This is a genomic window from Neobacillus oceani (assembly GCF_046237595.1).
Classification (GTDB): Bacteria; Bacillota; Bacilli; order Bacillales; family Cytobacillaceae; genus Bacillus_D; species Bacillus_D oceani.
Genome location: NZ_CP143543.1, coordinates 3,546,979 through 3,565,587 on the forward strand (window position 1 = coordinate 3,546,979; position 18,609 = coordinate 3,565,587).

Here is an 18,609-nt window from a genome sequence, read left to right on the forward strand (position 1 = left end):
TGACAGGCACTGTTCGTATTTTTATATGAGGAGAGTAATAGATGAATATGATTAAATCTTTGAACGGGTTTCCCTCTTTGCGCTTTCGGAAAGGGAAATTCATTCCGGAAATCAAACCAATGATGCCTGCTGCGTTACTCGGGTCTTTGCTGGGCACGTATCTTGACCTTTATTTTACGGGAAAGGGCTTCTACTCTTTTCCCGTCAGGCCGCTGGGACATATTTTTTCTATTAATATTGCGTTTACGCTGATCGGCCTTCCCCTTCTAATTCTTGGTTTTCTTTTCATTTGCAAGAGGATAAATCCCCTACCGAGAATCGCACTCATCCTCGTTATGAGTCTCTTCATGGCTGCCATGGAAAAAACGTCCGAAACGCTTGGCCTGATGGAACACCATCAATCTTGGAAACACATCTACACCTTCTACGGCTATACCATTTTCTTAACAATTGTTTATCTCTATTATAAATGGAAGAAGTGAAGTAGGGGCCGGGTCTAAAAATCCGGTCCCTTTTCATTTGTGGAACACATCTGTGACACAAGAAAATTCGGGTGGTGCCTGTGTACTGTTCGCATTTTCGGAGGTACTGTTTGCCTTCAAAAACTCTGTCACCTTTTTGCGAGGTTTTTGTTAGATTTTTTTTACTCGAGTTCTACCTGTAATTTACAAAATTTACAGAATTCTAAAACCACGTTAACATACGAGGGATATAATGGGCTTGTTTCCTTCTTTTGGATAAAAACCCATAAGAAGGTCCTGGTTCTTAGTACATAACTAATGGAGGTTGGAAATGAAACGTCAATTTTCGAATTTGGTCATTGCGGCAGTGGTTGTATCGGGCAGCCTGTTCGCGCCCGTCGCCATGCACGAAGCCCACGCTGCTTCTGTGCAGCAGACTGTCAAAGCAAGTGTGAAAAATGAAATCGTGGTAGTGAATGGCCTGGAAAAAGTGGTTGGAACAAGTACCGTAAACAAGACAAAGCTTTATTCAAGCAAGCAGCTTGCCACATCCATGTCGGCGGCCATTACCTACAACGCGAAAACAAAGGTTTTCACTGTATCGAAAAAAGCAGGCAGCCAACTCAAAAAAGTCGAGTACAAAGCGAATTCAGCCACAGCGACCGTTAATGGCAAGCAGACAAAGCTCGCAGCCAAGCCTGTTGTCATTGGTGCCACTTTGTTCGTCGAGCCTGTTTCCTTCATCCGGGCGCTCGGCGGAGATGTATTAGCGGACAAAAACCTGCTCATTTCAACTTCCAGCTCTTTTAAAACCGAAGCAAAAACGCTAACGGTCGATGGCAGTGACAAAAAAGTCGCCACCCTCACAGCAAACGGCAAACTGCTGCATTCCGTCCAGGATGTAGCGAAATTATTCAACGCGGCCACAACCGTAACGAATAAAGAAGTGAAAATTACCAAAGCCAACAAAACAATCAAACTAAAACTTTACCAAAATACACTCACAGTCAATAACCAAACCGGCAAAGTAAAACAAAATCCAATCCTTTTAAAAGGCATTGTCTACGCCGACCTTTCCGATATCGTCGCTTCCCTTGGCGGAGACATTGTGCCGACGAAAACCGGCGTATTCGTCTCTACCGCCGGCCTGCCAAGCGGCGACACATTCAACCCACAGTGGGTGGACAATACGACAATTCTTGTCACTTCAGAGACCGAAGAAGAAAGCCGTTCAGCACTGCTGCACATCCCGACCAAGAAAGAGATTCTCAAAATCAACGGAACCGAACTCACCGTTTCCCCGAACGGCAAGCTCGCCATTTTCTCGGATGAAACAGGAGCCGTCCATCTCGCCGACCTAACCGCAAAAAAAGTAAATACCATTAATAGCAACGATGACTCCGTTAAGGTTGAATTCGTTTGGGCAACGGATGGTAAAGGCGCTTACTTCATCCAGGGCGAAAAAAGTGACGCGGTTTCCTACATCAACATCTCGACCGGGGAAATTAAGGAGATATTCAAGGACAAACTTAGCTATAAATCGAATCTGCGCCTTTCAAGCGACGGTACAAAACTGCTATATACAGTTGGAAAAGAAGGCAGCACAAAAGTTTCCGAAGGCGATAATTCTGAAGTCATTGACATCGACATCACCGGCACCGAAGAGCAAATCTATCTCATCAACCTAAACGCCGAAAAGAAAGAGGCCGCGGCTATCACAACTTCGACAGACAACAAAGTTTCCCCCGCATTCCTTGCGAACGGAAACATTGTGTACCTTAGCGCCGATCCCGAAAGCGACAGCCTTCCAGTGTTAAAATTGCTGAGCGCCGACAGCAAAAAAACCGAGGATCTGATTGCGAATAAAGACATTCTCGCCATCACGGTGACAGCGCAGGGCAAGGTCTTTATTTTAGCAAATGAAAACCTCACAACCATCTATGAAGTAAACCCGAATACGAAAAAATTAACAAAAATACTCGAAACAAAACTGGAACTCACGTCCTTCACCGTGTCTAGTGATGGAAAATCCATCATGGCCACCACCCCAGGAACCACCGGCGACACAGTCGTTTTTTACAAAAATGGAGCTTTTGAGGCTCTGACGAAGTAACCCCCGTTTTTTAAATAAATTGGCCCAGGCACATCGCAAATCTTCGGAAGATGGCCTGGGCCACCCATAAAAAGGAGCGATTTAAATGAAATTGATCAAACGTCTAGCAATCTCGGCCACAGCATTCGTTGCTGCCATCGGGTTCACATTTGGAGGCGAGGCTTCCGCGGCTTCAGCCAATAAAGTAGTCATCGCCGGTTCAACCGCCCTTCTTCCTCTGACGCAGCAGGCGGCGAAGGAATACAAGAAAGTCAATCCGAAAGTATCCGTCACCGTCTCCGGATCGTCTTCGATCGCCGGCCCGCAATCCGTATTGAAAGGTTCTGCGACGATTGGCGCGATTGACTGGGATCCGACAGAAGCAGTACCTGGTTTCAAAGCATTTTCCGGTTTGGTGGCCCACAAAATTGCTGTCATTCCTTTCGCCACTATCGTGAACAAAGAAAATCCGGTTAACAACCTGACTACGAAACAATTACAGGACATCTATGCCGGTAAAATCAAGAACTGGAAAGAAGTTGGCGGCAAGGACGCCGAAATCGTCGTCGTAAACCGCAAGCATGGCTCCGGAACGCGTGTAAATTACCAAATGAAGGCGCTCGACGGCAAGGAGTTCATGACGAAAGGCGATAACTACAAGGAAGTTGGCAAAAGCGGGGAAATGGTTTCCGCGGTCGGAACGAATCCGAACGCAATCGGCTATGTCGACCTCGCTTATGTAAAAGGGGATATCAAGTCCGTCAGCTTTAACGGCGTAGCCGCGACAACCGACAATGTCATTAAAGGAAAATACAAGGTATGGGGCTATGGCTACCTTGTCACAAAAGGGAAACCAACCGGCGCCAACGCCAAATTCATTGCCTATATGCAAAGCAGCAAATTCCAGAACGGGTCGCTGAAAAAATTGAAATTCATCCCAATCAGCCAAATGAAGTAATCGGTTCGAACGAGATGCCAGCCATTCACACGGCTGGCATTATGTTAGTTTATTGGAGGAGACCATGGCAAAAATCGAACATGAATTAAACATCCCCTACCTGGCACCCAGGAAGGACGACAAGCGCATCAAGGTCACGACCATTTATAAAAATAATCTGTTTAAGCTTTTTTGCTTATTTAGCGTCCTGTTATTGGGCCTTGTCCTTTTATCGATTATCGTATTTATTGGCCGAACAGGGCTGCTCGTTTTCAAGGACGTTTCCTTTACGGAATTCTTTTTTTCAACTGTATGGGAGCCTTATGACGGAAAATTCGGGGCGGGCGCCTTTATATTGGGGACGCTTGAACTGACCGGGTTGACGCTGCTGCTCGCAGCGCCGATTTCAATCGCGGTCGCGATTTTCACCGCGGAAATTGCCCCTGGCTGGCTGAAAGGGCTTTTGCGCCCTGTTCAGGATTTGCTTGTCGGCATCCCTTCGATTGTCTACGGCTATTTAGGATTAACCATCCTGATCCCCTTTTTAAGGGATCTCACAGGCTCGACGATGGGCGACGGGTTATTGGCCGCTGCGCTGGTGTTGAATATTATGGTGCTGCCAACCATTTCGAGGATCAGCGATGATGCCATCTCGGCCGTCCCTTTTGAACTCCGGGAAGCAAGCTACGCGCTCGGCGCCACGAGGATGCAGACGACGCTAAAAGTAGTCCTCCCGGCGGCTGCACCCGGCATATTTACAGGAATCATCCTCGGCATGGCACGGTCGATCGGCGAAACGATGGCGGTTGTCATGGTCATCGGCAACACGCCGCAATTGGCTGGCGATTTATTGACCCCAACCGCGGTGCTGACGAGCAACATCGTAAACCAGATCATCGACGTGGAATTTGACTCCACCTGGAACTACGCGCTTTACATGATGGCCTTCCTGCTGCTGATTCTCTCAAATCTGCTGATCGTGCTCGTTAGAAAGCTACGGACAAAAGGGGTATAAAACATGGCTGCCAGTTCACGGTACAAATTCAAAAAAGCGAACACATTCGCAAATACGTTATTCACAGTTGGATTATGGACCATCACAACGCTAGTTTTCATTCTCATTATCGGCTTACTCGTCTATATTTTATTAAAGGGATTGCCGAAGATTACGCCAGGCTTCCTCGTCGGCCTGCCAAGCGAAATTGAAGCTGGCGGCGGGATCGGCCCGTTTTTGTTCAACTCGGCGTATGTCCTGTTCATTTCATTGGCAATGTCGATACCGGTTGGAGTCGGCTCCGGCGTTTATTTGGCTGAATTCGCGCCCGACAACCGCTTCACAGGATGGATCCGCACCTGTGTTGAGAACCTGGCGTCGGTTCCGTCCATTGTCTTTGGCCTTTTCGGCTACGTCCTGTTCATCGATGTTTTTGACATCGGCCTGACCATACTAGGTGCCGGGGTGACATTGTCACTTTTGAACCTCCCCGTCATCACCCGTGTGACCGAGGAGGCAATCCAGGCGGTCAGCCCTGATTTGCGGGAAGCCTCCTTCGCGTTAGGGGCAACCGAATTCCAGACAATCGCCAAAGTGGTCATTCCCGCTGCCTTAAACGGAATCATCAGCGGGATCAGCCTCGCCGCATGCAGAGCCTTCGGAGAATCCGCGCTCATTTTAATGGCCGGTGGCACAGGCACATCCGGGGAAATGTGGGACTTCAACTTATTGTCGCAAGGAGGAACGCTGCCAGTCCATCTCTGGTACATTCAGTCCGAGGCACTCGTCGAGGACGCAAAGGAAATCGCCGAAAAAGCATCCGCCCTCCTCGTCCTCATCACCCTCCTGATCACGTTAACCATCCGCATCCCAATCTGGATCAAGAACCGGGGATAGGGTTTCTTCGTGATAGAGGAAAGGGCATAAAATTGGTAAAACAGGAGGCAAGGGACAATTTCTCTGCCTTGCTGAAACATAGGCAGTACGACAAGGGCCAGCAGTGAACCCCCCCCCCGTGAAACAAGAAAATTCGGGGAGTGACAGGCACTGTTCGCATTTCTCCAACCCCACAAAAAGAAAGCCGCACTCCCGCGGCTTTCTCTCCACTTCTTTTTATTTAATCAACGCAGGCACGTCTTTCCGAACGACATCAAACAACCCGGCCCCGATGATATCAAGCGCGGATTTCATGCGCTCAGCCGAAATGTTGTCTTCAATTGTATCCTGTGGCGTATGGTAGACTTTTTCGATGTGGTACACAAGCGGGTCCCAACTGTCGATGCCCATCCAGATAAACAGCGCAGCCGGTATACCCGCGCGGTGGAACGGCACGTGGTCACTCGACCCGAATGTTCCCGGCAGGATATCCGAGTTCCCCAAACGCGCACCCGCGGCTTCAACCGAATCCGTCACAAGATTCTTGCTGCCGTCTACAGTCATCGCATACAAATTCTTCGCCTTATCGTAATTTGTGGCAACCATGTCGGCGTTGAAAACTCCCTCAATATTCGCCTTCTCCTCCTCGGACAGCTGGTTCACATAATGGAAAGCCCCAAGCAAACCGCGCTCCTCGGAACCAAACGCAATAAACTTCATTTCCTTATCCGTGTTGTACCCTTTGAAAACCCTGGCAAGCTCAAGCATCAGCCCAACCCCGGAAGCATTATCATTCGCACCCGGCGCCCCGACAACACTATCATGGTGCGCACTGAGAATCACTTGCTTAGTATTCTTATTTTTTACCTTTGGAGCTTTTGTCGCAATCACATTCACTGACTGCAGGTTGGAAAAATGCTCCGCGGCCAGGGTCACTTTAACAGTCCCTTTCGCTGCTTGTTCCTTCAGCCACTCTCCCTGGATGAAAGCCGCCCCAAATACCGGGACATCCACTTTGGCAGCGAGGCTTGGATTGAACGCCTGTCCATAGTTCCCACGGCTGCCGACAAGGCTTTGCAGGATGACGGCCGATGCGCCCTTGCTAATCGCATTGTTCACCTGAGTGCGGTAATTAGCAGTCGTCGCTTCCCTTGCCATCACGACAATTTTTCCGGCAGTATCAGCCGGGAAGTCGCTCAGGTTCTTCCCGCCATTTACGAAAAGAACTTCCCCCGTAACCCCATCCTTGTCGATTTTTCCGTTAGGCGCGGCACCCATCTGCCACGATTTTCCGTCCTCGAACGAAACAGTCGCTATGTACTGGTCTGCAACCGGGAAGTATTGGTACTCAACATCGTACCCATAGCCCTTCAACACATCACCAATGTACTTGGCAGACTTCTTCTCGGCTTCAAGCCCTCCTGGACGCGGCCCGATTTCCTCTGACAGATAGCGAACATGCTCAATTGCCCGCTCCGCATCGACCCGGGCCACAACCTTCTGATCCTGTGAATACCCCGATTTACCGGGAATCGCTTCTGATGCTTTAACTCCCCACGAACCGAACACCATCGACAACGCCAACAGCGACGAAGCAACTTTCAGCCCTCTTTTACCATACGACATAAAAACCCTCCCTTGTTTCGGCCTACCAGCCTATTAAAATTTCCTGCACCTGATAATACTAGTAAGCCACTATTTTTAACACCTCAATCGTATTTCACAAACCGAAACCCTAACAAGTTGCTAAATTACTAAATATTCAAAATACTTTGTTTACCAATAGGACTTACTTGCTAAACACTACTAACTAAAAAATATCCACAAAATACAAATTGGAACAGAAGACTATCTCCTACTTTATTTTTCTTACATTATTTTTCTATTTATATCCGGGTGAACCCATATTCCGTTGCCTCCATCACCGTGAAATACCATGTGAAACAAGATTTTTCAGGTGGTGCCAGTGAATCACATTTCGCGTCTTCCTATTTTTCCCTTACCTTCCACAATCTCTACATGGAAAAGTGTGCATAATTTTAATAGGATAGTAATGTTGCAGGAATTTTAAGGATACTTTTAAAAACTTTGGAGGAATTATGAAGAAACTAGCAAACTTGGCGATTGCAGCCGTCCTTACGGGGACAATTATTCTTTCACCCATCCACACTGTGAAAACGGAAGCTGCCACTACGAATGCAGAAAAATACGTCAACCAGGCAATTTACTGGGCTGGCGCGCTCAAATGGCAAATTTCCATTGAATACAAAAAGGACGTTTCCTACCCGGATATGAAGGTTTTTAACGCTACTAAAGACAATATCCTAAAGGCTAAATCCGAGTTCAGCACGTTACCTACGGCTCAAAGAACCCAACTTGAGGCCAAACTCCGTGACCAGGCGGAGATTCATTATACCCGTGCCATAGCATACATTGACGCCATCAGCTCCGGCAAAAAATTAAAGGCTCAGGCGGATCTGTTCACAAGCTCCTATAACGCCAATCCGTCTACCGATGAAACCGAAAAGGCGTATCATGACCTAACATACAGAATCAAACATACTGCCAACCAGCTTTACAAAGTTTATGGAAGCACAACGAGGGAAGCCATCCTGAAGGAGTACAAACTTCCTGCAGAAAGCGCGCGCAATGCGGCAAGTAACGCGATCACAGCAAAAATGGCGATCGATCAATTCAGGACAATTGCCGTGGAAAGGCGGACTCCCGAACTACAAGCTCCCGTTGAGGAAAAAATCAAAAAAGTAGCCGATACAAACATCCGGCTGCTGTTGTTGCACAAGCTTCAAACCGGAGAAAACCAGCTACCTCCCAACATCGACAAATACAAGCAGGACTTTCAAAAGATGGGCTTTAAATTCAACTCTGACACAACAGCAGTTTACACCTATGGCGGCATGTCAATCGGCCTCTTGAACCGCGGAACCTATTGGCAGCTAAGATCAGACAACTGGAACGGCCACTACTATACTATGTTCAAAAAAAGCATTGCCGTCGTCTGGGGAGCCGATATTGCCTTTTCAAGCATGAAGTACCTCGAATACGCGATAGGGAGACCTGATACAGGATACTCAACCTCATACATTAAAACATTCGTATCCGGCGATAGCCTCGTCGTCTACGTCTATATGCCGCGAGCTCAAACACAATAACATAGTTGAAGCAGGGTTCGTATCTCCTTCTTCACTTTTCTATCAATTGATTGGAGCAGGGGGGTTTCTCCTGCTTCAATTTTTTGTACTGGGAAGGTAGGCGGGCGTAGCTTTTCTTCTTTTCACCCAAGCTACCAAAACCTTCGCTTAATACGAGGGTAGCCCTGAACCCATCCCTTTACACTTAGTGAAACAAAATAAACTGTTCGCCTCAAAAATGAAGGCCCGCGACTCAAGCACACACATCGCAGGCCTCCTTCTCTATTCTATTATCTTCTCAATTTTGTCCTCATCCGAGAGCGTCATTCCATACAACACGCCTGGCATGTTATAGCGGTATTCCTCCCCTGCCAAGCTGTACGAGAAAATCGGGGTAATCATCGCAAAGTCGTACTCCGTCTCTCCAAAGCCATCAACCTCAATATGCCCAACTTCACGCGGGCCAATTTTAAAATCATCCTCAAATTGATGCGAAATGTCACCTGATAAATCTTCAATCTCCAATCCATCTGCTTCCTGCCCGGACGTATTTTTAATCCGCATATCCAAACCTAACGACGGAACTGATGCTGTATAACTTCTGGCTGGTTCAAAATGCCCCTTCTCAAAGCCAGCCCCGTTTTGGACGACCAATTCCCCAAATCTATAAGTAGCCGTCTTCTCATCGCCGTACCAAATCTTCAGTTTATTTTCTCTCTCAAGTTCGCCGGTCAAAACCCGCGCCGTCACCTGGAAATTGACCAATTTATAGCCCTGGTGGACCATCCCGGAATCCACTTTGAAGTCCACAACTTCAATATTCGGATTCTCAAACTGGACGGAGGTTATCAAGTTTTCCAAAGCTACATTCTTATTCCATACATCTTGGACCGCAAAAAGATTCAATACTGCACCATTTTCATCATCGATTACATAGCTGATGAAATTGTCCGCAAACTCTAGCTTGATTTCTTTATCCTTACTGAATACGGGATTACCCGCCACGATCATAGCCAGAACCAAAAGCGCCGCTAAAGCAAAATACAGAAATAATAATCTCTTTCTAATAAACATTCCAACACCCCATGCGCATTTTGAAAACTCCATTACATAATATATTTCCTTAAAATTTTCAGATTCCTTCCAATAATAACTGTTTTTATAAAAAAAGCTCCCTCAGATTTTTCGTAAAAAATCAAATGGAGCAGCTCCTTTTTTATTAAAGTCAATTCACAGTAAAGAACAAAAGAATGCCACTTTCTTAACCCTCTTCCACTCCCCCGTGAAACACTCTTTGAAACAAGAAAATCGGGTGGTGCCTGTGGCACTGTTCGCATTTTCCCTACTGCTTCACTGTGCCAGGACGTGGAGGCAGAAGTCGAGGTCGGATTGGAGATGTTCTTTCATGAGGCGTTCGGCTTCATCGGCTTGGCGGTTGAGGACGGCTTCGTAAATGTATTGATGTTCATCGATGAGGAATGGGCGCTTGTGGAATTAAACGGTAGATCCCCCCCGTTTCACTCAGTTCACTGTTTCACTGGGGTATATACCCCATTTAATATCACCAGTATATCCGGTCCAAAGTCCTCGGCTTTCTTCGGACCAATCCCTTCGATGAGTAATAGTTCTTGTATTGTTGTTGGCCGGCTATTAAGCAAGGCTTCTAGTGTTTTATTCGTAAAAATATGGAACGGCTTGATATTCATTTCTCTAGACCGCCTTAAGCGGAATTCTTTTAATCGCGCTTCAATTGTAGCTATATCTTCCAGTTCCTTCACTGGTTCCGGCTCAAATGCAGGGATTTCAGCCGAAATGGACTCAGCAAGCTTATAAACATCGACATCAAATGGCTTCTTATTGCTGTTTTTCAAAAGAAAGTCTGCCAGGTTATAAATTACATCATCCAGCATAAATACTGGGGACTCTTTTTCCAACTCTTCCTTAAGAAAGGTTTTAATTTGATCATGGCGGATTACATTCGTTTGAACCGCAGCAGGTGCCTTTTTAGAAATATCCAGAATCGTTTTTGGATTAGCAAAGGTTACAGCAAATCGTATTGGACAATTATTAATTAGTTTTTGTGATTTAAGATATTTCTCAAGTATGGCCGCTTGCCGTTCAGCTTGATTTAGTGGACTGTACATTCCCTCCGTGCTAACAGTCCGGTTGCCTTTTGTTATAACCCGCTGAAACTCTCCTTTTTCTGTCACTCTCACGTTTCCAAACAACTTTTTGACTTCCAAAATAAGAATAAATTTGTGGGTAATCACAACAAAGTCAATTTGCGCGCTGTAATCTTCATATTCAATATTTACATCATGCAGAATCAGAATAGGAAGTAGTGAATTTTTCAACTCAAAAAAGACACTCTTTTCTCCGGCCTGGCCAATCGAAAATAACTTTAGATCATTCGTTGCTTTCTTGGAGTTTATTGTCGGGTCACTGCTATTCGCCAGCATCTCCAAACGGCGAAATAACTCCTCTCTTTCATTAAAATCTTTACAAACAATGGGTTCCTTAATATCCCGTTTCATGGTCAATATATTAATAGTTTTCTTAAGAAAAGACATCCTAAACATCCCTTCAATGAATCCTAATTTTGTATGTAAATCCCATCCCGAAATACTTCCACGCCAACTACATTGTACCAAATAAAACCAGTAAGCGAATCCGCAACTTTGATAATAAATTATTTCGGCCGCTCTCCTCATAGGAGAGAAGCAAGGGAAAAATCCGGTCCTTCAATTTAAACCTTTAACGAAACCAACTATTTAATGGCTTCGTCAATTGATTATAAGGATAATCAAGGGGGAAAACACATGGCATTGAAAAAACACCCATACCTTTTAGCACTTATGCTTTTAGCCGGGGCATTGCTCGCTTCATGCTCTGCTCCTAAAATAGTTGAACAGGATTACGACCGCGTCACGTTATTTAAAATAACTGCCGATAATAAACACGAAAAAATCGCCACGCTTACGGATAAAAAGAAAATAAAAGAACTAACTGATTTAATTAATGAAGGCAACCGAAAAAATGCACGTGAAATTGAGTTTGAAAAAGGGCCGGACGGCATGCTTCTTTTCGAAAAAAACGAGAAAAAACTGGCATTGGGCCTCTTTATCGATACAGGCAACGTATTAACTGAGGAATACTACATCAACAGCAGCATTGACATCAATAAATATTTTGGAACTAAACAGTGAAGCATTAGGTACGTCCCTGCCTTAGCCTTCCTCTTCGACAAAAGAATCGCTTTTCTCTCAAAGGATTTTTCCGCCATAAGGCGAATCATTAAATAGAAACCAAAAACGAGGAGGAATACATATGTTTCGTACAATTGAGGAATTTGTACAGACTTGGAAGCACGAAGGCCAGTCCACGCAAAAAATCATGGACGCACTCACGGATGAATCGCTGAACCAGCAAGTCGCCCAGGACCACAGGACGCTAGGCCAACTCGCCTGGCACATCGTTACGTCCGTGCACGAAATGATGTCCCGCACCGGCCTTGAGTTCGAAGCCCCTGAGCACGAAAGCAAGGTACCTGCAACCGCAAAGGAAATCGCAGACGGCTACCGCCAGGCAAGCAGCGCAATGGTTGCGGCACTCCAGGAACAATGGACCGACGAAACATTAAAAGAAGTCAAAGATATGTACGGGGAACAATGGCCAAACGGACTGACCCTGTCCATTTTGAACAGCCACCAAATCCACCACCGCGGGCAAATGACCATCCTCATGCGCCAAGCCGGTCTCCGCGTCCCAGGCGTCTACGGCCCTTCCCGCGAGGAGTGGCAGGAATTCGGCATGGAACCCCCAGCTCTGTAAACTGTATGCGGACAACAAAACCAGCCTTCACATCGACGTGGAGGCTGGCTCTTTTAACTTGAAAATGGGAGTTGGCTTCATGCAAACTAAATCGTATAGCGCCATTGAAATTTCGAAAATTATTGATCAAGCTATCAAGGAGATTTGGTCTCTAGAACTCTATTCGGACTATTGTAATTTCAGTTTACTAAAAGAGGATAGCTTGAAGAATGCCTTTTACCACCATCTAAGAAATAAACTGTCGGATCAATTTTTAATAGAAAATAACATCCGAATTTATACGGAATTCTATATGGATGGGATACGAGCTGATTTGGCCATTGTAAAACTTGATGACAATCCTGGACAATATAATCATCTTCAAGATTCTATTATTGATATCCTCGCAATTGTGGAAATGAAGTTTAAGAATCATTGGAATGACGGCCCTTTTAAAGAAGATATTGAGAAGGTAAAAAACTATATTAAAACTTCCCGCTATCCCAATTGCCAGTATTACTTAGCTTTTATCCAAGAAGCCATTTATGAACAAGGAGAATACACCTGGCTATCACGAAAGGATTTAAGTTGGGCTAACGGCCATGTAACCGAGTTGTTAGGTTATTACATACAAACGATCGAGCAGCCTGTTTGGAGAATCAATTCATATAATAACTTGAATTGAAGTACAATTTGGCCTTCACACCTACAGTGGGGGCTGTCTTTTTGTAAAAAACCTTGGAGGGGGAATAACCTTGAACCTTACCTATCTCACAACCAACAATATCCCTGAACCTGCCATATTGGATGGCATCCAACACCTCCACAACACCATCTTCGGAGGCAGAGACGACCTGCTGACCAAAATGCACGGCATGCCGAAACTACTCTTTAACCTCGCACTGGATGGCCAAAAACTCGTCGGTTACAAAATCGGTTTCGAACTCGACGAAACCAAATTTTACAGCTGGCTGGGCGGCGTCCACCCCGCACACAGGAACCACGGAATCGCCTCAACCCTCATGTACCAGCAGCACCACTATCTCAAACAAAACGGCTACACGTCCGTCCAAACCAAAACCATGAACAAATGGCGCGGCATGCTAATCCTCAACATCAAAAGCGGCTTCAACATCATCAAAACCTATACCGACAAAAACGGCCGCCACAAAATCATCCTCGAAAAGGACCTTTAAGACAGCTAATTCCCTTTTTGGAAAAATTGGCCCATGCCATAGGGGTGCACACATTTTGGTTTGGCGGGAACGTCCCCTGCTTAACTCGTCCTCCCTGCCTCACAATCCCTCCAAGGCTTGCTTCGCGAGGATAAGGGCGCCTGTGATTCCCGCATTGTCTCCGAGGCCGGGGCTGACAATATAATCCGAAAGCTCGGGCAAAGCAACATACCCTTGCATAAGCTCCGGCAAGTACTTATAAATAGAAGCAAAAACTGCTTTTTGCTTCATCACGCCTCCGCCAAGAATGATTTTCTTTGGAGACAAAGTGAGTATATACGTATAAATGGCTTGCGCAAGATAGTATCCCTCAAGGTCCCAAACCTCTTCACGGCCAACGAGATTCACGCCTTTTTCTTGCCAGCGCCCCTCAATCGCAGGACCAGCCGCCAAGCCTTCAAGGCAGTCCTGATGGTACGGGCAATTGCCAACATAGGAATCATCGGGGCTTTTTCTAACATACAGATGGCCCATTTCAGGATGCGAAAGACCTTGAAGGAGCTTTCCATGGACTACTGCGCCAGCGCCAATCCCGGTTCCGACCGTAATATACAGGCAGCTGTCCAAACCTTTTGCCGCTCCGAGGGTTGCTTCACCAAGCGCGGCAACATTTACATCCGTATTGAAGCCAATTGGAATTCCAAAAGCATCCGCCAGTGTTTTTACAAAGGGATAATCCTTCCAGGCTGTCTTCGGAGTAGACGTTATGCAGCCATAACTCGGGCTCTCCCGCGTAACATCGATAGGGCCGAATGAACCGATTCCTATTGCCTCTACATCATGCATTTTAAAAAACTCAAGCACTTGGGGCATGGTTTCCCCAGGGGTTGTTGTCGGTAGTTGAATCCGTTCCGAAATCGCCCCATTTTCATCGCCAACCGCGCAAACAAATTTCGTTCCCCCAGCTTCAATCGCACCTAACATGCGAACACCTCCAAACGATAGTACCTTACTGGCAGGGGAATGGTGGATGGAGATCACCTGCCCCTGCCTTTCTCTTTTAAAAAAACCATGTAGGCAGTAGAAAAAGCCACCCCCACAGGTTCAATCATACCAAACACTTATTATATCGGTGCTTAATTCCGCATCTCTTTTATTCTTTCACTTATACTCCTCAGGCTAAACCCGAGGGGTTCTAAATCAATTGCCTTCTTCTCTACCGTAAGCTTTTCTCAACAAATTCCATTCGAAGTTAGCACCCTACTAGAACAGAAGAAGAAGCTTCCTAATAACCGCGTCGACGGTTTTAAGGAAGCTTCCTTTAACTCATGTATAAACCCTCGCAAAGTTTGATGCCTAACTTCCCCAGCATCTACTTTCCATAATGAAGCACTAGGTCCGTCCCTGCTTCACTGCGTCATAATTTTACCGATACTCACTGCCGCCGCCCCAAATCGCACGGCCCCCAGTATGAGCTGTTTGCTCATGAGTATCTTCATCCACCAATTGCAATAATCCTGGTTCCTCACTATGATGCCATGTAAAACCTTCTGGTGTTTGTCCGTTCGCAAGGCTTTGAACATCCGCTTGGGAGAGACCCATTTTGCTTGCAAGAGATGGATCATCGGATATTGCTTGATACAACGTTTCATTTGCAATTTTAAAATGAAGCTCGTCGCTTTCGGTGTACAAATCTTCTGCCAGCAGGACATTGAAGTTACTATCAAATACCGGAAATACGCCCTCGACAACCCTTCCATTCGGCAAATCCACAGCTTTTTCCACAAAAGGCACACCCGTATCCGGATGCTCATAGCCATTTAAATGGTCATTCCTCGTCTCAAGCTCCTCCGCTTCAATGATATCCGCCCCATCAACAATATCGACTATGCCAATCGCAAAGGTTGTAACAGCGGCCACTTTGCCGAGATTTTTCAGCCCTTTTATAGCTTCTTCTCTATTTCCACTTGTAAAACCCTTATATGTAGTGCCAACGTTATTAACGGTATACTTTAACGTAGAACCAATCCCTTTGATTGTTCGTCCAGTCGAATCTTTGAGGTCGTTTATTCCCCGTTGCTTATAATACTCATCCTGTTTTATCGCTCCGTATGCACCTTGAATGGCCCCGTCCACAAATTGCCCGGCATTGTCCAAAGCAATCTTGGAGGCCGATTCGACTCCATCGCCAACTTCCTCAATCCACTCGCCGGCACCCTTCCACTTTGTCCCGACAACCACCCCCGCAACCCGGATCGTCCCGCCAAGCACTTTGCCGCCTACAGTTCCCACGCCCTTGCCAACATTCCGAAAAACCTTCACATCCGAGCCTCCCCTGAATAATTCTACAAAACAATTCCTTTTTTCAAGAAACTTCCAGGTGATTTTCATTATCTAAAAAAACTATTTGATTGATAATGATCCAAATGCAGTCTAGAGATTATAGTATTTTTTCCAACCTAGCATGAATTGTTCCTCGCTTACCCCAAAAATGGTTTGCATGGCGGAATTCATATCTTTGGACTTCAATTCCTGCATGAAATTCAATAGCTTTTGATGGCCATAAGTCTTTTCTACGTAATGGATAAGAGATTGATAGATTCCATAGTGTCTATGGTTATCGCCTGGGATGGAATCCAACGAACCCAAATTAGAAGCCCCTTCCTTAATTGCTTCGTTTATCCTGAAGTTAAAATCATCGCTAAGTAATGGTATGTGTTCTTTCGGAATCGCATATTTAGAGTAATCAATCAGGTTTCGGCTAATATAAGTCGCCATGCCTTCTGATAACCACCGTATCTTCGTACCCGGGCTGACGCTATAAGCCAATCGAATGGATGCATCATCAAATGCATGGGCCATTTCGTGGGCATAAATGACTGGAACCGATTCATCATAATGCCCATACGAATCAGGGTAAGCTAGTGAGCCGTAAACCAAAACCGTTTTGGTCTGGCTTTGATATTCACCAGGACCATTTCTAATCATGATGATTGGCTCATTGTATACAATAAATGCTGAAATGTTTGTTGTGTTGTTAAATCCATAGTAAGAAGCGGCATCTTTCAAGAGATCATCTGAAATATCAACGAGGTAAGAGTATTTTGTGTAGGATTGTTCTGTGAAGTATAACGTGGCAAATTTCGTTTTAAATCCATACCACTTCATTTGGCCGCCGCTATCCGACATATTCTTCGTGTCATAGTCGGTGTAAACCACTTTAGCGTTTTTAAGCTGTGTTTTTTTAAGTTCATCCTGCAGCTGTTTGATTAAGTCTTTTTGATCATCTATGATTTTGCTAGCTTCCTCGAGGTCTTTCTGTTGATTAGTGATTTGACTTTTTAAAGATTTAACCTCATTGTCCTTTTTGCCAAGCTGCGTCTTCTGGCTCGAGATTGTTTTGTCTTTTGCTGAATTGCTTGATTTTAAACCAGCGATTTCTTTGTCTTTCGCTTTTCCCTTGTCGATTAACGTTTTTACCTGGCTGTTTAAAGATTTTACTTGGTCGGTTAATGACTTTACTTGTTTTGTCAGCTGCGCCACTTTAGCTTCCAGCTGTGCTTTTGATAGTTTCGATGCCCCCAATGTTGGAGTGGAAATCGAGAATAATAACACAAAGCCTAATGAAAAAATAAGGAACTTCCTTTTCATGATTTCATTTCCTCTCAATAAATTATCCAACCAAGTTTCCACTCCGATTGAACTTCATCAATATCAGCTAGTTTCTATTTTTTCTCTCCTTCTTTTTTGACCGCTTCAAGCTTTGTTTTTTCTTCATACTTTTTCTTATAGTCTTCGGTATGAAAGGCATCCACTTGCCCAAGTGTTAAGGTAAAGGCAGTAACCCAAAATGATAAATAGATAGGAATGCCGATTAATTTATGGACCCGGCTAGAACTTCGTAATAATGGCAGCTTTCTATGAATTCCACCTAAATTGGTCAAAAGGATAAAAGGTATGACAAAAACAAAAAGAGTTAGGACAAACCCACTTAAATAATTGATATATACATCTTGTTTACTCGTTGATAGCGTTCCATCTCCTGTAAAAAAAATAAAAATTCCACTAAAAAGGACCATGATGGGATACCCAACACAAGCAACAATCCTTTTCCAAATAACCCCGGTTCTGAATCCAGGAACTTTATTTATGAATTTACCCATGAAAGCCTCCAAAAAGATTTAGAAAATTTTTATTATAGTTTTATTTCTACCATTTTCGCCAATACTATTCAACCTTAATTTTACAATTAATCCAATAACATCAAGAAAAAACGCCACCGTTATGACCGCGGAAACGGCCATAACAGAGGCGCAAACTATCATGCATCAGGCTGGTATATCGTGAACGACCGACCCCATGATGCCAAAAAAATATATTAATAGGAAGAAAATCGCCCCAAACGCATGTGAGAGACCTACCCGAGATCCTTCCTCCCCTCATTCCTCCACCCGATACTCCCCTTTTTTCTCTACAATCGTTAACCCCTCCTTCTGCTCACGCGAGAAACAGAAGGACTGCTGCGCGTTCCGGGTGACCAGCTCCCGGAGCCGCCGCGCCTTATCCATTTTCCTAATAAACAAGCTCTGCTTAATCTCCAAATCAATCTTATGGCCGAAATTTGTAAAAACCCGTGTTCCATCTTTATTCAGCCGCTCGGTCTCTTGAATATGCATCAGCGACAGCCAGAAACAATCAGGCCGGTCATACGCCCTCGTCGGAAGCAGGAAAATCCCCAGTGGCGCATTAATCGTAAGCGGCAGCATCTTGCAACCCTTTCCCAACAGCTGCCTTGACCCCGAAATCGCCCCATCCCGGCAAAATCCCAAGCTCACCAACGTTAAATCAATAATATCCCGCGGCGGCTGGCCGACCATCAACTGCTTCTCCCCATGAATCACACACGTCCCTCTATCCCCGTCCCCATAAAACCCTTCGCGAAGCCCAACAGTACTTTCATTAATCATATACCTCGGCCAGATAACTATTTTAAAATCCCCCTTTTTGTTGCATTATTTTCCAAAAGGGGTATACTAACTAATAGTTGGTATACCCAACAGCGCAACTCCCCGGGACCGTCTTCCAGGACACACTCCCGGGGTTTTGTTCTAAATT

At 45.3% G+C, this 18,609-nt stretch carries 18 protein-coding genes and 1 pseudogene; 10 read left to right on the forward strand and 9 right to left on the reverse strand.

What is annotated here, in order from left to right:
- Positions 1–41: 41 nt before the first annotated feature.
- The 5 genes from V1499_RS18015 (at position 42) to pstA (ending at position 5,381) form a co-directional block, all read left to right on the forward strand.
- On the forward strand, positions 42–482 hold the full coding sequence (locus tag V1499_RS18015; RefSeq protein ID WP_409271334.1) for a CBO0543 family protein: 441 nt from the start codon (positions 42–44) through the stop codon (positions 480–482).
- A gap of 310 nt (positions 483–792) precedes the next feature.
- Positions 793–2,574: a stalk domain-containing protein gene (locus V1499_RS18020; RefSeq protein WP_409271336.1), complete on the forward strand. Its 1,782-nt coding sequence runs from the start codon at positions 793–795 to the stop codon at positions 2,572–2,574.
- 85 nt (positions 2,575–2,659) lie between these two features.
- Positions 2,660–3,511, forward strand: coding sequence for a phosphate ABC transporter substrate-binding protein (locus V1499_RS18025; RefSeq protein ID WP_409271337.1), 852 nt, complete (start codon positions 2,660–2,662; stop codon positions 3,509–3,511).
- Between the two features lie 64 nt (positions 3,512–3,575).
- Positions 3,576–4,505, forward strand: a complete 930-nt coding sequence (gene pstC / locus V1499_RS18030; RefSeq protein WP_409271339.1) for a phosphate ABC transporter permease subunit PstC — start codon at positions 3,576–3,578, stop codon at positions 4,503–4,505.
- A gap of 3 nt (positions 4,506–4,508) precedes the next feature.
- Positions 4,509–5,381 carry a phosphate ABC transporter permease PstA gene (gene pstA, locus V1499_RS18035; protein ID WP_409271341.1) on the forward strand — a complete coding sequence of 291 codons (873 nt, stop codon included), beginning with the start codon at positions 4,509–4,511 and terminating at the stop codon, positions 5,379–5,381.
- 216 nt (positions 5,382–5,597) lie between these two features.
- Here the strand turns inward: pstA and V1499_RS18040 are convergent, their stop codons facing one another.
- The gene (locus V1499_RS18040; protein WP_409271342.1) at positions 5,598–6,986 is read right to left on the reverse strand and encodes a M28 family peptidase; all 1,389 of its coding nucleotides are present in this window, start codon (positions 6,984–6,986) and stop codon (positions 5,598–5,600) included.
- A gap of 473 nt (positions 6,987–7,459) precedes the next feature.
- Between V1499_RS18040 and V1499_RS18045 the strand changes: the two genes are divergently transcribed.
- The gene (locus V1499_RS18045) at positions 7,460–8,530 is read left to right on the forward strand and encodes a hypothetical protein (RefSeq protein ID WP_409271344.1); all 1,071 of its coding nucleotides are present in this window, start codon (positions 7,460–7,462) and stop codon (positions 8,528–8,530) included.
- A gap of 261 nt (positions 8,531–8,791) precedes the next feature.
- On the opposite strand, the gene V1499_RS18050 is transcribed toward V1499_RS18045, so the two are convergent.
- From V1499_RS18050 to V1499_RS18060, 3 genes and pseudogenes are all read right to left on the reverse strand, one after another.
- Positions 8,792–9,583: a hypothetical protein gene (locus V1499_RS18050; protein WP_409271345.1), complete on the reverse strand. Its 792-nt coding sequence runs from the start codon at positions 9,581–9,583 to the stop codon at positions 8,792–8,794.
- Positions 9,584–9,859: 276 nt separating this feature from the next.
- Positions 9,860–10,003, reverse strand: a pseudogene (locus tag V1499_RS18055) (FCD domain-containing protein); the annotation flags it as partial.
- 32 nt (positions 10,004–10,035) lie between these two features.
- A complete protein-coding gene (locus tag V1499_RS18060) occupies positions 10,036–11,079 on the reverse strand; it encodes an NERD domain-containing protein (protein WP_409271347.1) in 1,044 nt (347 codons plus the stop codon).
- A 249-nt stretch (positions 11,080–11,328) separates the two neighbouring features.
- Between V1499_RS18060 and V1499_RS18065 the strand changes: the two genes are divergently transcribed.
- The 4 genes from V1499_RS18065 to V1499_RS18080 all read left to right on the forward strand — a co-directional run bounded on the left by V1499_RS18065 (position 11,329) and on the right by V1499_RS18080 (position 13,515).
- Positions 11,329–11,715 carry a hypothetical protein gene (locus tag V1499_RS18065; protein ID WP_409271349.1) on the forward strand — a complete coding sequence of 129 codons (387 nt, stop codon included), beginning with the start codon at positions 11,329–11,331 and terminating at the stop codon, positions 11,713–11,715.
- A 121-nt stretch (positions 11,716–11,836) separates the two neighbouring features.
- Positions 11,837–12,340, forward strand: a complete 504-nt coding sequence (locus V1499_RS18070; protein WP_409271351.1) for a DinB family protein — start codon at positions 11,837–11,839, stop codon at positions 12,338–12,340.
- 79 nt (positions 12,341–12,419) lie between these two features.
- Entirely contained in the window at positions 12,420–13,004 is a 585-nt protein-coding gene (locus V1499_RS18075) for a hypothetical protein (protein ID WP_409271353.1), read from the forward strand.
- 70 nt (positions 13,005–13,074) lie between these two features.
- On the forward strand, positions 13,075–13,515 hold the full coding sequence (locus V1499_RS18080) for a GNAT family N-acetyltransferase (protein ID WP_409271355.1): 441 nt from the start codon (positions 13,075–13,077) through the stop codon (positions 13,513–13,515).
- A 99-nt stretch (positions 13,516–13,614) separates the two neighbouring features.
- Here V1499_RS18080 and V1499_RS18085 read toward each other — a convergent pair whose 3' ends face one another.
- From V1499_RS18085 to V1499_RS18105, 5 genes are all read right to left on the reverse strand, one after another.
- On the reverse strand, positions 13,615–14,478 hold the full coding sequence (locus V1499_RS18085; protein ID WP_409271357.1) for an ROK family protein: 864 nt from the start codon (positions 14,476–14,478) through the stop codon (positions 13,615–13,617).
- 441 nt (positions 14,479–14,919) lie between these two features.
- Entirely contained in the window at positions 14,920–15,816 is an 897-nt protein-coding gene (locus V1499_RS18090) for an HNH endonuclease (RefSeq protein WP_409271359.1), read from the reverse strand.
- Positions 15,817–15,927: 111 nt separating this feature from the next.
- Positions 15,928–17,145 (reverse strand): hypothetical protein, encoded by a 1,218-nt coding sequence (locus V1499_RS18095; protein ID WP_409271361.1) that lies wholly within the window; start codon positions 17,143–17,145, stop codon positions 15,928–15,930.
- A gap of 74 nt (positions 17,146–17,219) precedes the next feature.
- Positions 17,220–17,657, reverse strand: coding sequence for a hypothetical protein (locus V1499_RS18100; protein ID WP_409271362.1), 438 nt, complete (start codon positions 17,655–17,657; stop codon positions 17,220–17,222).
- Positions 17,658–17,933: 276 nt separating this feature from the next.
- Positions 17,934–18,461, reverse strand: coding sequence for a competence protein ComK (locus V1499_RS18105; RefSeq protein WP_409271364.1), 528 nt, complete (start codon positions 18,459–18,461; stop codon positions 17,934–17,936).
- Positions 18,462–18,609: the final 148 nt, after the last annotated feature.

Excerpts from the sequence above, each read along its gene's own strand:
- V1499_RS18015 (WP_409271334.1), top strand. The coding sequence starts at position 42 with ATGAATATGATTAAATCTTTGAACGGGTTTCCCTCTTTGCGCTTTCGG.
- V1499_RS18020 (WP_409271336.1), top strand. The coding sequence starts at position 793 with ATGAAACGTCAATTTTCGAATTTGGTCATTGCGGCAGTGGTTGTATCG.
- V1499_RS18025 (WP_409271337.1), top strand. The coding sequence starts at position 2,660 with ATGAAATTGATCAAACGTCTAGCAATCTCGGCCACAGCATTCGTTGCT.
- pstC (WP_409271339.1), top strand. The coding sequence starts at position 3,576 with ATGGCAAAAATCGAACATGAATTAAACATCCCCTACCTGGCACCCAGG.
- pstA (WP_409271341.1), top strand. The coding sequence starts at position 4,509 with ATGGCTGCCAGTTCACGGTACAAATTCAAAAAAGCGAACACATTCGCA.
- V1499_RS18040 (WP_409271342.1), bottom strand. The coding sequence starts at position 6,986 with ATGTCGTATGGTAAAAGAGGGCTGAAAGTTGCTTCGTCGCTGTTGGCG.
- V1499_RS18045 (WP_409271344.1), top strand. The coding sequence starts at position 7,460 with ATGAAGAAACTAGCAAACTTGGCGATTGCAGCCGTCCTTACGGGGACA.
- V1499_RS18050 (WP_409271345.1), bottom strand. The coding sequence starts at position 9,583 with ATGTTTATTAGAAAGAGATTATTATTTCTGTATTTTGCTTTAGCGGCG.
- V1499_RS18060 (WP_409271347.1), bottom strand. The coding sequence starts at position 11,079 with ATGTCTTTTCTTAAGAAAACTATTAATATATTGACCATGAAACGGGAT.
- V1499_RS18065 (WP_409271349.1), top strand. The coding sequence starts at position 11,329 with ATGGCATTGAAAAAACACCCATACCTTTTAGCACTTATGCTTTTAGCC.
- V1499_RS18070 (WP_409271351.1), top strand. The coding sequence starts at position 11,837 with ATGTTTCGTACAATTGAGGAATTTGTACAGACTTGGAAGCACGAAGGC.
- V1499_RS18075 (WP_409271353.1), top strand. The coding sequence starts at position 12,420 with ATGCAAACTAAATCGTATAGCGCCATTGAAATTTCGAAAATTATTGAT.
- V1499_RS18085 (WP_409271357.1), bottom strand. The coding sequence starts at position 14,478 with ATGTTAGGTGCGATTGAAGCTGGGGGAACGAAATTTGTTTGCGCGGTT.
- V1499_RS18095 (WP_409271361.1), bottom strand. The coding sequence starts at position 17,145 with ATGAAAAGGAAGTTCCTTATTTTTTCATTAGGCTTTGTGTTATTATTC.
- V1499_RS18100 (WP_409271362.1), bottom strand. The coding sequence starts at position 17,657 with ATGGGTAAATTCATAAATAAAGTTCCTGGATTCAGAACCGGGGTTATT.
- V1499_RS18105 (WP_409271364.1), bottom strand. The coding sequence starts at position 18,461 with ATGATTAATGAAAGTACTGTTGGGCTTCGCGAAGGGTTTTATGGGGAC.